The 14,814-nt window shown below is 70.5% G+C and carries 12 protein-coding genes; 11 read left to right on the top strand and 1 reads right to left on the bottom strand.

All coding sequences use genetic code 11. The features are described from left to right. Positions 1 to 8 precede the first annotated feature (8 nt). From murD to divIVA, 10 genes are all read left to right on the top strand, one after another. Positions 9 to 1,424: a UDP-N-acetylmuramoyl-L-alanine--D-glutamate ligase gene (gene murD / locus ACFYZ3_RS03055; RefSeq protein WP_388513607.1), complete on the top strand. Its 1,416-nt coding sequence runs from the start codon at positions 9 to 11 to the stop codon at positions 1,422 to 1,424. Positions 1,425 to 1,501: 77 nt separating this feature from the next. After that, positions 1,502 to 2,872: a putative lipid II flippase FtsW gene (gene ftsW, locus ACFYZ3_RS03060; protein WP_388513609.1), complete on the top strand. Its 1,371-nt coding sequence runs from the start codon at positions 1,502 to 1,504 to the stop codon at positions 2,870 to 2,872. 6 nt (positions 2,873 to 2,878) lie between these two features. Continuing rightward, positions 2,879 to 3,973: an undecaprenyldiphospho-muramoylpentapeptide beta-N-acetylglucosaminyltransferase gene (murG, locus tag ACFYZ3_RS03065; protein WP_361007475.1), complete on the top strand. Its 1,095-nt coding sequence runs from the start codon at positions 2,879 to 2,881 to the stop codon at positions 3,971 to 3,973. Between the two features lie 26 nt (positions 3,974 to 3,999). Then, positions 4,000 to 4,794, top strand: a complete 795-nt coding sequence (gene ftsQ / locus ACFYZ3_RS03070; protein ID WP_388513610.1) for a cell division protein FtsQ — start codon at positions 4,000 to 4,002, stop codon at positions 4,792 to 4,794. Positions 4,795 to 5,082: 288 nt separating this feature from the next. After that, the gene (ftsZ, locus tag ACFYZ3_RS03075) at positions 5,083 to 6,285 is read left to right on the top strand and encodes a cell division protein FtsZ (RefSeq protein ID WP_161380268.1); all 1,203 of its coding nucleotides are present in this window, start codon (positions 5,083 to 5,085) and stop codon (positions 6,283 to 6,285) included. Further along, on the top strand, positions 6,282 to 7,010 hold the full coding sequence (gene pgeF / locus ACFYZ3_RS03080) for a peptidoglycan editing factor PgeF (protein WP_388513612.1): 729 nt from the start codon (positions 6,282 to 6,284) through the stop codon (positions 7,008 to 7,010). The genes ftsZ and pgeF overlap by 4 nt, the downstream gene beginning before the upstream one ends. A gap of 6 nt (positions 7,011 to 7,016) precedes the next feature. After that, positions 7,017 to 7,736: a YggS family pyridoxal phosphate-dependent enzyme gene (locus tag ACFYZ3_RS03085; protein WP_388513614.1), complete on the top strand. Its 720-nt coding sequence runs from the start codon at positions 7,017 to 7,019 to the stop codon at positions 7,734 to 7,736. Positions 7,737 to 7,864: 128 nt separating this feature from the next. After that, positions 7,865 to 8,506 (top strand): cell division protein SepF, encoded by a 642-nt coding sequence (locus ACFYZ3_RS03090; RefSeq protein WP_059299077.1) that lies wholly within the window; start codon positions 7,865 to 7,867, stop codon positions 8,504 to 8,506. A gap of 81 nt (positions 8,507 to 8,587) precedes the next feature. After that, entirely contained in the window at positions 8,588 to 8,872 is a 285-nt protein-coding gene (locus tag ACFYZ3_RS03095) for a YggT family protein (protein ID WP_007448661.1), read from the top strand. 55 nt (positions 8,873 to 8,927) lie between these two features. Beyond that, a complete protein-coding gene (divIVA, locus tag ACFYZ3_RS03100; protein ID WP_388513615.1) occupies positions 8,928 to 10,121 on the top strand; it encodes an apical growth/hyphal branching protein DivIVA in 1,194 nt (397 codons plus the stop codon). 244 nt (positions 10,122 to 10,365) lie between these two features. On the opposite strand, the gene ileS is transcribed toward divIVA, so the two are convergent. Then, positions 10,366 to 13,509, bottom strand: a complete 3,144-nt coding sequence (gene ileS / locus ACFYZ3_RS03105; protein ID WP_388513617.1) for an isoleucine--tRNA ligase — start codon at positions 13,507 to 13,509, stop codon at positions 10,366 to 10,368. A gap of 553 nt (positions 13,510 to 14,062) precedes the next feature. On the opposite strand from ileS, the gene ACFYZ3_RS03110 reads away from it, so the two are divergent. Continuing rightward, positions 14,063 to 14,785: a TraR/DksA family transcriptional regulator gene (locus ACFYZ3_RS03110; RefSeq protein WP_388513619.1), complete on the top strand. Its 723-nt coding sequence runs from the start codon at positions 14,063 to 14,065 to the stop codon at positions 14,783 to 14,785. The last annotated feature ends 29 nt before the right edge of the window (positions 14,786 to 14,814 follow it).

Here is a 14,814-nt window from a genome sequence, read left to right on the forward strand (position 1 = left end):
CCTCCTCGGTGCCTTCGGAATTCAGCGGCAAGCACGTCACCGTCGCCGGGCTCGGCGTCTCCGGCGTCCCGGCGGCCAAGGTGCTGCACGGGCTCGGCGCGCACGTCACCGTCGTCAACGACGGCGACGACGAGCGGGCCCGGACGCAGGCTGCGGAGCTGGAGTCGCTCGGCGTCACCGTGCGCCTCGGCGACGGCGACACCCTGCCCGAAGGCACCGAGCTGATCGTCACCGCACCCGGCTGGAAGCCCACCAAGCCCCTGTTCACGGCGGCCGGGCAGGCCGGCGTCCCGGTCTGGGGCGATGTGGAACTGGCCTGGCGGCTGCGCGGCCTGGACGGCCGGAAGCCCGCGCCCTGGCTCGCCGTCACCGGCACCAACGGCAAGACCACCACCGTTCAGATGCTCGCGTCGATCCTGAAGGCGGCCGGTCTGCGCACCGCCGCCGTCGGCAACATCGGCGTCTCCCTGCTGGACGCGGTCACCGGCGACACCGAGTACGACGTGCTCGCGGTCGAACTGTCCAGCTACCAGCTCCACTGGGCGCCCTCGCTGCGCGCCCACTCCGCGGCCGTGCTCAATCTCGCCCCGGACCACCTCGACTGGCACGGCTCGATGGAGGCCTACGCCGCCGACAAGGGGCGTATCTACGAGGGCAATCGCGTCGCCTGCGTCTACAACGTCGCGGACCGGGCGACCGAGGACCTGGTCCGCGCCGCCGACGTCGAAGACGGCTGCCGGGCGATCGGCTTCACCCTCGGCACGCCCGGGCCCTCCCAACTCGGCGTCGTGGAGGGCCTCCTGGTCGACCGCGCCTTCGTCGAGGACCGGCAGAAGAACGCCCAGGAGCTGGCCGAGGTCTCCGACGTCAACCCGCCGGCCCCGCACAACATCGCCAACGCCCTTGCCGCCGCGGGCCTCGCCCGTGCCTTCGGCGTCTCCGCCGCCGCCGTACGGGACGGGCTGCGCGCCTTCACACCGGACGCTCACCGCATCGCGCACGTCGCCGACGTGGACGGGGTGGCCTACGTGGACGACTCCAAGGCCACCAACACCCACGCCACCGAGGCCTCCTTGGCGGCCTACGAGTCGATCGTGTGGATCGCCGGCGGGCTGGCCAAGGGCGCGACCTTCGACGAACTGGTCGCGGGTGCGGCGAAGCGGCTGCGCGGCGCCGTCCTCATCGGCGCCGACCGCGCGCTGATCCGCGAAGCCCTGGCGCGACACGCGCCCGAAGTACCCGTGGTCGACCTCGACCGGACCGACACTGGTGCGATGCTCCAGGCCGTCCAGGAGGCGCGGCGGCTCGCCCGGCCCGGTGACACGGTGCTGCTGGCCCCGGCCTGTGCCTCCATGGACATGTTCACCAACTACAACCAGCGCGGTGACGCGTTCGCGCAGGCCGTTCGCGAACTCGGCGCCTGACCCGGCCGCCTCCTGCCGCCGGGTGAACTCGGGAGGACGCGTGGGACGGTCCATGCCGACGTACAGCGGAGGCCGCGATGCCCGGTAGTCCCCAGAGCCGCACCGGACGTCCGCCCGTGCAGCGGACCGTCAAGCGACCCGCCGCGCCCGGGCCGCCGCACGACAACGGCGTGCTCCGCCTCTACCACCGGTTGCGCCGCGCCTGGGACCGGCCGCTGACCGCGTACTACCTGATCTTCGGCGGCAGCCTGCTGATCACGGTGCTCGGCCTGGTGATGGTCTACTCGGCGTCCCAGATCACCGCCCTCCAGCTGTCGCTGCCCGGCTCGTACTTCTTCCGCAAGCAGGCCCTCGCGGCGCTGATCGGCGCCGGTCTGCTGGTCGCCGCGATGAAGATGCCGGTCAAACTGCACCGGGCGCTGGCCTATCCGATCCTCGCCGGTGCCGTCTTCCTGATGATCCTGGTCCAGGTGCCGGGGATAGGAGTCGCGGTCAACGGCAACCAGAACTGGATTTCGCTCGGCGGCTCCTTCCAGATCCAGCCCAGCGAGTTCGGCAAGCTGGCCCTGGTGCTGTGGGGCGCGGACCTGCTCGCCCGCAAGCACGACAAGAAGCTGCTGACCCAGTGGAAGCACATGCTGGTGCCGCTGGTGCCGGCCGCGTTCATGCTGCTCGGGCTGATCATGATCGGCGGCGACATGGGTACCGCGATCATCCTCACGGCGATCCTGTTCGGCCTGTTGTGGCTGGCCGGCGCGCCCACCCGGCTGTTCGCGGGGGTGCTCTCGATCGCCCTGCTGCTCGGCTTCATCCTCATCAAGACCAGCGCGAACCGCATGGCCCGGCTCAACTGCCTCGGGGCCACCGACCCGGGCCCCGGCGACTCCTGCTGGCAGGCCGTGCACGGCATCTACGCCCTGGCCTCCGGCGGACTGTTCGGTTCCGGGCTCGGCGCCAGTGTGGAGAAATGGGGTCAACTCCCCGAAGCGCACACCGACTTCATCTTCGCCGTCACCGGTGAGGAACTGGGCCTGGCGGGGACGCTGTCAGTGCTCGCCCTGTTCGCGGCTCTAGGCTATGCGGGTATCCGCGTGGCCGGACGCACGGAGGACCCCTTCGTGAGGTATGCCGCGGGAGGCGTGACCACCTGGATCACGGCCCAGGCCGTGATCAACATCGGTGCGGTCCTCGGGCTGCTGCCGATCGCCGGTGTCCCGCTCCCGCTGTTCTCCTACGGGGGCTCCGCCCTGCTGCCGACCATGTTCGCCATCGGTCTGCTGATCGCCTTCGCGCGTGACGAACCCGGTGCGCGGGCGGCGCTTGCGTTGCGGCAACCTCGCTTTGGTAGAAAGCGGGGAGCCAGGGGACCCGCGGCCAAGCGGAGCCCTGGGAGTTGGAACACGATGCGACGGCGCGCCTCGAAGGCGCGCCCGTCCGGAGAGCGGTGAATTTCGGTGCATGTCGTACTCGCCGGCGGAGGAACCGCGGGCCACATCGAGCCCGCGCTCGCCCTCGCGGACGCCCTGCGCAGGCAGGATCCGACCGTGGGGATCACGGCCCTGGGCACGGAACGCGGCCTGGAGACCCGCCTGGTGCCCGAGCGGGGTTACGAGCTGGCGCTGATCCCGGCCGTACCGCTGCCGCGCAAGCCCACCCCCGAGCTGATCACCGTCCCGGGCCGGCTGCGGGGGACGATCAAGGCGACCGAGCAGATCCTGGAGCGCACCAAGGCGGACGCCGTGGCCGGCTTCGGCGGCTACGTGGCGCTGCCCGCCTACCTCGCGGCCAAGCGGCTCGGCGTGCCGATCGTCGTCCACGAGGCCAACGCCCGCCCCGGCCTGGCCAACAAGATCGGCTCGCGCTACGCCAGCCAGGTCGCCGTCTCCACTCCCGACAGCAAGCTGCGCAACTCCCGCTACATCGGCATCCCGCTGCGCCGCTCCATCGCCACCCTCGACCGGGCCGCCGCGCGCCCCGAGGCCCGCGCGATGTTCGGTCTCGACCCCAACCTGCCGACGCTGCTGGTCACCGGCGGCTCGCAGGGCGCCCGCCGGCTCAACGAGGTCATCCAGCAGGTCGCGCCCTGGCTCCAGCAGGCCGGCATCCAGATCCTGCACGCGGTCGGACCCAAGAACGAACTGCCGCAGGTCCACCAGATGCCGGGAATGCCCCCGTACATCCCGGTAAGTTATCTGGACCGGATGGACCTCGCGTACGCCGCCGCCGACATGATGCTCTGCCGCGCGGGCGCGATGACCGTCGCCGAACTCTCCGCCGTCGGGCTCCCGGCCGCCTACGTCCCGCTGCCCATCGGCAACGGCGAACAGCGGCTCAACGCCCAGCCGGTGGTCAAGGCCGGCGGCGGACTGCTGGTCGACGACGCGGAACTCACGCCGGAGTGGCTCCAGCAGAACGTCCTGCCCGTGCTCGCCAACCCGCACCGGCTGTACGAGATGTCCCGCGCCGCCGCCGAGTTCGGCCGCCGGGACGCCGACGACCTCCTCGTCGGCATGGTGTACGAGGCGATCGCCGCCCGTGCGCGCCGCTAGACACGTCTGACGGAAGGCAGGGGAGCGTGGCCGGACCGACCATCGCCGAGCGCGGTGCACGCCAGCAGGAGTCGTCCGGCCCGCCCCGGGTGCGCCGGTTCCGCCCGCCCCGCCTTCGTACGATCATCATCCTCGCCGTGGCGCTCGTGCTCGTCGCGGGCGGCACCGTCTGGGTGCTCTACGGCTCGAACTGGACGCGCCTGGAACAGGTGTCGGTCTCGGGAACACGCGTCCTGACGCCCGCGCAGGTGCGCGAGGCCGCCGACGTGCCGGTCGGGGACCCGCTGATTTCGGTCGACACGGAGACGGTCGAGGCCCGGCTGCGCCGGAAATTGCCCCGCATTGACGAGGTCGACGTGGAGCGTTCCTGGCCGCACGGAATCGAGCTGAAAGTGACCGAGCGTACTCCGGTCCTGATTGCCCAAAAGGGCCGAAAGTTCGTGGAAGTGGACGATGAAGGCGTCCGTTTCGCCACGGTTTCCAAGGCCCCGAAAGGCGTGCCCGCGCTGGAATTGGAACCCGCCCGTTCCGGCTCCGCCGCGGCGAGCCTGCGCCGCTTCGACGACGACCGCCTGGTGCGCGAGGCGGTACGGGTGGCCGGCCGGCTCCCGCACGAGGTCGCCCGGGACACACGGGTCGTCAAGGTCCGTTCCTACGACGACATCTCGCTGGAGTTGAGCGGCGAGCGGACCGTGTCGTGGGGGAGCGGTGAGCAGGGTGTGCAGAAAGCCCGCGCACTCACCGCGCTCATGAAAGCGACGCCGGACGCGCGGCACTTCGACGTGAGCGTTGCCACCGCCCCCGCGTCATCCGGGAGTTGACGGGTATACGCGCAGGCCAGCACCCTGGTTGGGCAGCGCTACGGCTGATCACATAGGGTGAAAAGAAAAACGGGAGGTTCGGCGTGTTCGTTGAACGTGCGCCACTTGTCGACTTAGTGTCCTGTTCGGAAGAGTCCAAGGAACAGACACACTGGTAACCCTAAACTTAAGCGTTAGGGTTCGGGTCGGCGCTACGGACCGTCCCAATCGGCATCAGTCGTCGGGTCGCGGGGGCATCAGTGCTTCGGCGGTCGGGCGACACGTAACTCGAGGCGAGAGGCCTTCGACGTGGCAGCACCGCAGAACTACCTCGCAGTCATCAAAGTCATCGGTGTCGGCGGCGGTGGTGTCAATGCCATCAACCGGATGATCGAGGTCGGTCTCAAGGGCGTCGAGTTCATCGCCATCAACACCGACGCGCAGGCGCTGTTGATGAGCGACGCCGACGTCAAGCTCGACGTCGGCCGCGAACTCACCCGCGGACTCGGCGCCGGAGCCAACCCGGCCGTCGGCCGCAAGGCCGCCGAGGACCACCGCGAGGAGATCGAGGAGGTCCTCAAGGGGGCCGACATGGTCTTCGTGACAGCCGGTGAAGGCGGCGGCACCGGCACCGGCGGCGCGCCCGTCGTGGCCAACATCGCCCGCTCGCTGGGCGCCCTCACCATCGGCGTGGTCACCCGCCCGTTCACCTTCGAGGGACGGCGCCGGGCCAACCAGGCCGAGGACGGCATCGCGGAACTCCGCGAAGAGGTCGACACCCTCATCGTCATCCCCAACGACCGGCTGCTGTCCATCTCGGACCGCCAGGTCAGCGTGCTCGACGCGTTCAAGTCCGCCGACCAGGTGCTGCTGTCCGGTGTGCAGGGCATCACCGACCTCATCACCACCCCCGGCCTGATCAACCTGGACTTCGCCGACGTGAAGTCGGTCATGTCCGAGGCGGGTTCGGCCCTCATGGGCATCGGCTCGGCCCGCGGCGACGACCGCGCGGTGGCCGCCGCCGAGATGGCGATCTCCTCGCCGCTGCTGGAGGCGTCCATCGACGGCGCCCGCGGCGTGCTGCTCTCCATCTCCGGCGGCTCCGACCTCGGCCTGTTCGAGATCAACGAGGCCGCCCAGCTGGTCAGCGAGGCCGCCCACCCCGAGGCCAACATCATCTTCGGCGCGGTCATCGACGACGCCCTCGGCGACGAGGTGCGGGTCACCGTGATCGCGGCCGGCTTCGACGGGGGCCAGCCGCCGTCCAAGCGGGACAACGTCCTCGGGTCCTCCTCGGCCAAGCGCGAGGAGCCCACCCCGGCCCGGCAGACCGAGAGCCGCCCGTCCTTCGGCTCGCTCGGCAGCGTCAAGCCCAAGGAGGAGCCCGAGCAGGCACCCGCGCCGGAGCCCGTGGCCGACCTGCCGCCGGTCTCCCCGCCGCCGGTTCCGCCGTCGCGGACCTACTCGGACAGCGCGGCCGAGGAACTGGACGTGCCGGACTTCCTGAAGTGATAGGACAGCGCGACACCGTGAACGGCGCGCACTTCGGCTTCACCGACAGGTGGGGCGGAGTGAGCGCCGTTCCGTACGAGGAGCTCAACCTCGGCGGCGCGGTCGGCGACGACCCCGGCGCCGTCACGGCCAACCGGGAGCTGGCGGCCAAGTCGCTGGGCGTCGACCCGGCCCGGGTGGTCTGGATGAACCAGGTGCACGGGGCCGACGTCGCCGTGGTCGACGCGCCCTGGGGAGACCGCCCGGTCCCGCGGGTCGACGCCGTCGTCACCGCCGAACGCGGTCTCGCCCTCGCCGTCCTCACCGCCGACTGCGTGCCCGTCCTGCTCGCCGACCCGGTCTCCGGCGTCGCCGCCGCGGCCCACGCGGGCCGGCCCGGTCTGGTCGCCGGGGTGGTCCCCGCCGCCGTACGGGCCATGGCCGAACTCGGCGCGGAACCCGCCAGGATCGTCGCCCGCACCGGGCCCGCCGTGTGCGGCCGGTGCTACGAGGTGCCCGAGGAGATGCGCGCCGAGGTGGCCGCCGTCGAGCCGGCCGCGTACGCCGAGACCGGTTGGGGCACTCCGGCCCTCGACGTGAGCGCCGGAGTGCACGCGCAGCTCGAGCGCCTCGGGGTGCACGACCGGGCGCAGTCGCCGGTGTGCACCCGGGAGTCGGCGGACCACTTCTCGTACCGACGCGACCGCACCACCGGGCGGCTCGCGGGCTATGTGTGGCTGGACTGATGGGGCATGACGGACCGTAAGCGCGAACTCGCCGCGAACCTGGCGAAAGTGGAAGAGCGCATCACCGCCGCGTGCGCGGCCGCGGGCCGCCCGCGGGAGGACGTGACCCTCATCGTGGTCACCAAGACCTACCCGGCGGACGATGTGCGCATTCTCTCGGAACTCGGGGTGCGCCACGTCGCGGAGAACCGCGACCAGGACGCGGCGCCCAAGGCCGCCGCCTGCTCGGATCTGCCGCTTTCCTGGCATTTCGTCGGGCAGTTGCAGACCAACAAGGTGCGATCCGTCGTCGGTTACGCGGATGTCGTGCAGTCCGTCGACCGGGCCCGGCTGGTCACGGCTCTGTCGAAGGAGGCCGTACGGGCCGGCCGTGAGGTGGGCTGCCTCCTCCAGGTGGCGCTCGACGCGGGGGAGGGCGGGCGCGGGGAGCGCGGCGGCGTCCCGCCCGGGGGAATCGAAGAGTTGGCCGACCTGGTCGCCGGATCGGAGGGGCTCCGCCTCGACGGACTGATGACGGTGGCCCCGCTCACCGGCGAGTACGCCGGACGCCAACAGGCGGCGTTCGAGCACCTCATGGATTTGTCGACCTACGTGCGCCGAACTCATCCGGCTGCGAACATGGTCTCCGCGGGGATGAGTGCGGACCTCGAACAGGCCGTGGCCGCCGGAGCGACACATGTACGCGTCGGCACTGCGGTACTCGGAGTCCGACCCAGGCTCGGGTAACGTCGCCAAGAAGTCGGACCACAGCAGAAAATATGGTCATTACCGCCGAAAGGCGGACGCAACGACCTCGTGGATCGCAGGCACTTGGAGTCGTCGGCAGATCCACCACAGAGCGGAGGACTCAGAGCATGGCCGGCGCGATGCGCAAGATGGCGGTCTACCTCGGCCTCGTGGAGGACGATGGGTACGACGGCCGGGGGTTCGACCCCGACGACGACTTCGAACCAGAACTGGACCCGGAACCCGAGCGGGATCACCGGCGCCACGAACCGGCGCACCAGTCGCATGGTGCGCATCAGCCCCAAAGGGACGAAGAGGTACGAGTCGTACAACCGCCCGCGCAGCGCGAGCCGATGCCCCGTTCCGCTTCGCTCGCGGCGGAATCCGGCCGTCCGGCGCGGATCGCGCCCGTGGCGTCCATCACACAAGAACGCGCAAGCCTGGAAAAGAGCGCACCGGTCATCATGCCCAAGGTCGTGTCCGAACGAGAGCCCTACCGGATCACCACACTTCACCCCCGGACCTACAACGAGGCCCGTACCATCGGGGAACACTTCCGTGAGGGCACTCCGGTGATCATGAATCTCACTGAGATGGATGACACAGATGCGAAGCGACTTGTCGACTTTGCGGCCGGTTTGGTGTTTGGTCTTCACGGCAGTATCGAGCGGGTGACGCAGAAGGTGTTCCTGCTGTCTCCTGCTAACGTCGATGTCACGGCGGAGGACAAGGCCCGCATCGCAGAGGGCGGGTTCTTCAACCAGAGCTGAGACGCACCACCGGTACAGAGCAAGAACACGGGCCCGAAGAAGGGTCCGAGAGATGGTTCAGGGGAGAGGGAAGCACAGGTCATGAGCGTGGTCCTGGATGTCGTCTACATCGCGCTGATGTGCTTCCTCATCGTGCTCATCTTCCGGTTGGTCATGGACTACGTCTTCCAGTTCGCCCGCTCGTGGCAACCCGGCAAGGCGATGGTGGTCGTTCTGGAGGCCACCTACACTGTCACCGATCCACCGTTGAAGCTTCTGCGGCGGTTCATCCCGCCGCTGCGTCTCGGGGGCGTGGCGCTCGACCTGTCCTTCTTCGTACTGATGATCATCGTCTACATCCTGATCTCGATCGTGAGCCGGCTGTGATCGATGAGAGAGATACGGGCTTGCCGAATGCCGACGACAACGTTGAGGTGAAGAGATGCCGTTGACCCCCGAGGACGTGCGGAACAAGCAGTTCACGACCGTCCGCCTCCGAGAAGGCTATGACGAGGACGAGGTCGATGCCTTCCTCGACGAGGTCGAAGCCGAACTGACCCGGCTGCTCCGCGAGAACGAGGACCTGCGCGCCAAGCTGGCCGCGGCCACGCGCGCGGCCGCGCAGAACCAGCAGAACATGCGCAAGCCTCCGGAACCTCCGCAGGATCAGCAGCAGCCGCCGCAGGGGCCGCCGCAGCACCAGCAGGGGCACCCGCAGCAGGGCGGTATGCCGCAGCAGGGCATGCGAGGTCCCGGCGCTCCGGTGCCCGCCGGCATATCGGGCCCGCCGCAGCAGCAGATGGGTGGCCCCATGGGTGGCCCGCCCCAGCTGCCGAGCGGCGCCCCGCAGCTGCCCGCCGGTCCCGGCGGACAGGGTGGCCCGCAGGGTCCCGGCCCGATGGGTCAGGGTCCGGGGCCGATGGGCCAGGGCCCGGGTCCGATGCAGGGCCAGATGGGTCCCGGTCCGATGGGCGGCCCCATGGGCGGCCCGCAGGGTCACGGCGGCCCCGGTGGCATGCCCGGTCAGGGCGGCCCCGGTGGCGACAGCGCGGCCCGCGTCCTCTCGCTGGCCCAGCAGACCGCCGACCAGGCGATCGCCGAGGCCCGTTCCGAGGCCAACAAGATCGTCGGCGAGGCGCGTTCGCGTGCCGAGGGTCTGGAGCGGGACGCCCGTGCCAAGGCGGACGCCCTGGAGCGGGACGCGCAGGAGAAGCACCGCGTCGCGATGGGCTCCCTGGAGTCCGCCCGCGCCACGCTGGAGCGCAAGGTCGAGGACCTGCGCGGCTTCGAGCGCGAGTACCGGACGCGACTGAAGTCGTACCTGGAGTCGCAGCTGCGCCAGCTGGAGACCCAGGCGGACGACTCGCTCGCCCCGCCGCGCACGCCCGCCACGGCCTCGCTGCCGCCGTCCCCGGCGCCCTCGATGGCACCGGCCGGCGCCAGTGCCCCGTCCTACGGCGGCAACCAGTCGATGGGCAGCGGTCCGAGCCAGTCCGGTCCGTCCTACGGCGGGCAGCAGCAGATGTCGCCGGCGATGACCCAGCCGATGGCACCGGTGCGGCCGCAGGGGCCGTCGCCGATGGGGCAGGCGCCTTCGCCGATGCGCGGGTTCCTGATCGACGAGGACGACAACTGAGCTGTGTCGGACTGACGTCCGGTAGGTAGTACGGCGTTGCCGTCGGCAGCGTTCAGGGCGGGCCCCGGGTTTTTCGACCCGGGGCCCGCCCTTGTGTTGTGCGGGATGCTGGTGCTGGGTGGGGGCGCTGCCCGGCGTTGCGGGGTGCCGCTGCGCCCACCCGTGCCGCCCCAGCGGCACGACTGCCCGCAGCTACGCAGAGGGCCCGCATCCCGTGGATGCGGGCCCTCTGCGCTTTCCTTGGCTACTGCTTGCGCAGGCGGAAGACCAGGGACAGGCCCTCGTCCGAGAACGGCGCCCCGTACGTGTCGTCCGCCTCGCCCTGGGCGAAGTCCGTCGCCAGGACCTCGTCGGCGATCAGACCCGCGTGGCCGCTCAGGGCGGCGATCGTCGCCGGGTCCGTGGCCGTCCAGCGCAGGGCGATCCGGTCGGCGACGTCGAGGCCGCTGTTCTTGCGGGCCTCCTGGATCAGGCGGATCGCGTCCCGCGCGAGACCGGCCCGGCGCAGCTCCTCCGTGATCTCCAGGTCGAGCGCCACCGTCGCGCCCGAGTCGGAGGCGACCGACCAGCCCTCGCGCGGCGTCTCCGTGATGATCACCTCGTCCGGAGCGAGGGTGACCGTCTCGCCGTCGACCTCCACCGAGGCCGTGCCCTCGCGCAGCGCGAGGGACAGCGCGGCGGCGTCCGCGGCCGCGACGGCCTTCGCCACGTCCTGGACCCGCTTGCCGAACCGCTTGCCCAGCGCACGGAAGTTGGCCTTCGCGGTCGTGTCGACCAGGGAGCCGCCGACCTCGCTCAGCGAGGCGAGGGACTCGACGTTCAGCTCCTCCGTGATCTGCGTGTGCAGCTCCGGGGAGAGCGCGGCGAAGCCCGCCACCGCGATCAGCGCCCGGCTGAGCGGCTGCCGGGTCTTGACGCCGGACTCCGCGCGGGTGGCACGGCCCAGCTCGACCAGGCGGCGGACCAGGACCATCTGCTTCGACAGCTCCGGGTCGATCGCCGTCAGGTCGGCCTTGGGCCAGGAGGACAGGTGGACCGACTCCGGGGCACCCGGGGTGACCGGCACGACCAGGTCCTGCCAGACGCGCTCGGTGATGAACGGGGTCAGCGGCGCCATCAGCTTGGTGACCGTCTCGACGACCTCGTGCAGGGTGCGCAGCGCGGCCTTGTCGCCCTGCCAGAAGCGGCGGCGGGAGCGGCGCACGTACCAGTTGGACAGGTCGTCGACGAACGCGGACAGCAGCTTGCCGGCCCGCTGGGTGTCGTACGCGTCCAGCGACTGCGTGACCTGGTCGGTAAGCGCGTGCAGCTCGGAGAGCAGCCAGCGGTCCAGGACCGGGCGGTCGGCCGGGGCCGGGTCGGCCTCGCTCGGGGCCCAGCCCGTGGTGCGGGCGTACAGGGCCTGGAAGGCGACCGTGTTCCAGTAGGTGAGGAGCGTCTTGCGGACGACCTCCTGGATGGTGCCGTGGCCGACCCGGCGGGCCGCCCACGGGGAGCCGCCGGCCGCCATGAACCAGCGGACCGCGTCGGCGCCGTGCTGGTCCATCAGCGGGATCGGCTGGAGGATGTTGCCCAGGTGCTTGGACATCTTGCGGCCGTCCTCGGCGAGGATGTGGCCGAGGCAGACCACGTTCTCGTAGGACGACTTGTCGAAGACCAGGGTGCCGACCGCCATCAGCGTGTAGAACCAGCCGCGGGTCTGGTCGATGGCCTCGGAGATGAACTGTGCCGGGTAGCGGCTCTCGAACAGCTCCTTGTTCTTGTACGGGTAGCCCCACTGAGCGAACGGCATCGAACCCGAGTCGTACCAGGCGTCGATGACCTCGGGCACGCGTACCGCTTCGAGGGAGCAGCCCTCGTGGGCGCAGGTGAAGGTCACGTCGTCGATGAACGGGCGGTGCGGGTCGAGGGCCGACTGGTCGGTGCCGGACAGCTCGGTCAGCTCCGCGCGGGAGCCGACAACCGTGAGGTGGTCCTCCTCGCAGCGCCAGATCGGCAGCGGGGTGCCCCAGTAGCGGTTGCGGGACAGGGCCCAGTCGATGTTGTTGTTCAGCCAGTCGCCGTACCGGCCGTGCTTGACCGCGTCCGGGTACCAGTTGGTCTTCTCGTTCTCCTGGAGGAGACGGTCCTTGATCGCCGTGGTGCGGATGTACCAGGACGGCTGCGCGTAGTAGAGCAGGGCCGTGTGGCAGCGCCAGCAGTGCGGGTAGCTGTGCTCGTACGGGATGTGCTTGAACAGCAGGCCCCGGGTCTCCAGGTCCTCGGTCAGCTTCTCGTCGGCCTTCTTGAAGAAGACGCCGCCGACGAGAGGGACGTCCTCCTCGAAGGTGCCGTCCGGGCGGACCGGGTTGACCACGGGCAGTCCGTACGCGCGGCAGACCTTGAGGTCGTCCTCACCGAAGGCGGGGGACTGGTGGACGAGGCCGGTGCCGTCCTCCGTGGTGACGTAGTCGGCGTTCACCACGTAGTGGGCGGGCTCCGGGAAGGCCACCAGCTCGAACGGGCGCTGGTACGTCCAGCGCTCCATCTCGGCTCCGGTGAAGGACTGCCCGGTGGTCTCCCAGCCCTCGCCGAGCGCCTTCTCCACCAGCGGCTCGGCGACGACGAGCTTCTCCTCGCCGTCGGTCGCGACGACGTAGGTGACGTCGGGGTGCGCGGCGACCGCGGTGTTGGAGACGAGGGTCCACGGGGTCGTGGTCCAGACGACCAGCGCGGCCTCGCCGGCCAGCGGGCCGGAGGTCAGCGGGAAGCGGACGTAGACGGACGGGTCGACGACCGTCTCGTAGCCCTGGGCCAGCTCGTGGTCGGACAGGCCGGTGCCGCAGCGGGGGCACCAGGGGGCGACGCGGTGGTCCTGGACCAGCAGGCCCTTGTTGAAGATCTCCTTCAGCGACCACCAGACGGACTCGATGTACTCCGGGTCCATCGTGCGGTACGGGTCCTGGAGGTCGGCCCAGTAGCCCATCCGCGTCGTGAGCTCTTCGAAGGCGTCGGTGTGGCGGGTCACCGACTCGCGGCACTTGGCGTTGAACTCGGCGATGCCGTACGCCTCGATGTCCTGCTTGCCGGAGAAGCCCAGCTCCTTCTCGACGGCCAGCTCCACCGGCAGGCCGTGGCAGTCCCAGCCGGCCTTGCGGCCCACGTGGTAGCCGCGCATGGTGCGGAAGCGGGGGAAGACGTCCTTGAAGACGCGCGCCTCGATGTGGTGGGCCCCGGGCATGCCGTTGGCGGTGGGCGGCCCCTCGTAGAACACCCACTCGGGGCGGCCCTCGGACTGCTCCAGGCTCTTGGCGAAGATCTTCTGCTCGCGCCAGAAGTCGAGCACCGCGTGCTCGAGCGCGGGCAGGTCGACCTGGGCGGGTACCTGGCGGTACTGAGGCGTTGTCATCAGCGAGCTTCCTCCGGCGGACGTGCTGCCTTCCGTCGGAGGGACGAGAGCCGTGCTCCCGCGGTACCACCCTCCTTGGCCCGGCCGGTGCGTCGTGTGCTCCGGTGAGCCCCCTCATTGGGGTCGCGAGCCGGTTCTACTCGCCGCGACTGTCCTGCCACGGCTTTCTTCCGGCGGCTCCGGGGTGATCTTCACGTCGCGCTCGCCCCCGGGCTCACACCGTCCCCGGGTCGCTCTGGGCTGCTGACGCCGCTACTCGTCCCCATCCACGCCTTTCGCTGCGCCCAGTGTACGGCGCCGCGCGGACAACGGCCGACCGGTTTCGGCGTGACCCGAATGCCGCCGTCCGGGGGCCGGTCCCCGCACCGGCGGCCCGGGGGCGTTCCGGCGGATTACCGGGCGGGGAGCTGGGCACAACGCATGCATGCTCGCCGCGTGGCGCACGGTGGGCGGGCGAATCGGGCGGCGTGCCCCGTTGCCGCGGGACCGGAGTCGATTTATCGTCCCAGCACGATTCGCGCACAAGATCACAATATGTGAAGGGGCCGCGGCCATGGTGGCGAAGAAGAAGACGACGGCCGCGAGACAGAGCGCCGCCGAGGAGAGCGCCGCCGAGCAGGACCCGGCGAAGAAGCAGGCGGCAGAGAAGACCGCGGAGAAGAAGAGCCCGGCAGAGAAGAGCACGGCGAAGAAGGCCGCGGCGAAGAAGAGCACGGCGAAGAAGAGCACGGCGAAGAAGAGCACGGCCAAGAAAGTGGGCGCGGCCGAGGCCGCGGAGCAGACGGGAGCCACGACGGTGGTTGCGAAGAAGACTCCTGGCACGGCCACGGCGGCCAAGACCGCTGTTCCCAAGGCCCGCGGCACCGCCGCCGCGGACCCCGGCGACCTCGCGGTACGCCCCGGCGAGGAACCCTGGACCCCGCAGGAGGTCGAGGAGGCGCGCGGCGAGCTGCAGTCCGAGGCGGACCGGCTGCGCACCGAGATCGACTCCTCCGAGAGGTCTCTGCAGGGCATGATGCGGGACTCCGGCGACGGCGCGGGCGACGACGAGGCGGACACCGGCAGCAAGAACATCACGCGCGAGCACGAACTGGCGCTGGCCGCCACCGCGCGCGAGGTGCTCACCCAGACCGAGCGAGCCCTGGAACGCCTGGACGCGGGCACCTACGGCCTGTGCGAGAACTGCGGCAATCCGATCGGCAAGGCGCGGATGCAGGCCTTCCCGCGGGCCACCCTGTGCGTCGAGTGCAAGCAGAAGCAGGAGCGCCGGTACTGAGCCGCAGCCGGGACGGGAAGTGTGCCGTA

Origin of the sequence: Streptomyces sp. NPDC001599 (assembly GCF_042893535.1) — a bacterium.
Classification (GTDB): domain Bacteria; phylum Actinomycetota; class Actinomycetes; order Streptomycetales; family Streptomycetaceae; genus Streptomyces.

Excerpts from the sequence above, each read along its gene's own strand:
- ACFYZ3_RS03110 (WP_388513619.1), top strand. The coding sequence starts at position 14,063 with ATGGTGGCGAAGAAGAAGACGACGGCCGCGAGACAGAGCGCCGCCGAG.
- divIVA (WP_388513615.1), top strand. The coding sequence starts at position 8,928 with ATGCCGTTGACCCCCGAGGACGTGCGGAACAAGCAGTTCACGACCGTC.
- ACFYZ3_RS03085 (WP_388513614.1), top strand. The coding sequence starts at position 7,017 with ATGACGGACCGTAAGCGCGAACTCGCCGCGAACCTGGCGAAAGTGGAA.
- ileS (WP_388513617.1), bottom strand. The coding sequence starts at position 13,509 with ATGACAACGCCTCAGTACCGCCAGGTACCCGCCCAGGTCGACCTGCCC.
- ftsW (WP_388513609.1), top strand. The coding sequence starts at position 1,502 with ATGCCCGGTAGTCCCCAGAGCCGCACCGGACGTCCGCCCGTGCAGCGG.
- ACFYZ3_RS03090 (WP_059299077.1), top strand. The coding sequence starts at position 7,865 with ATGGCCGGCGCGATGCGCAAGATGGCGGTCTACCTCGGCCTCGTGGAG.
- ACFYZ3_RS03095 (WP_007448661.1), top strand. The coding sequence starts at position 8,588 with ATGAGCGTGGTCCTGGATGTCGTCTACATCGCGCTGATGTGCTTCCTC.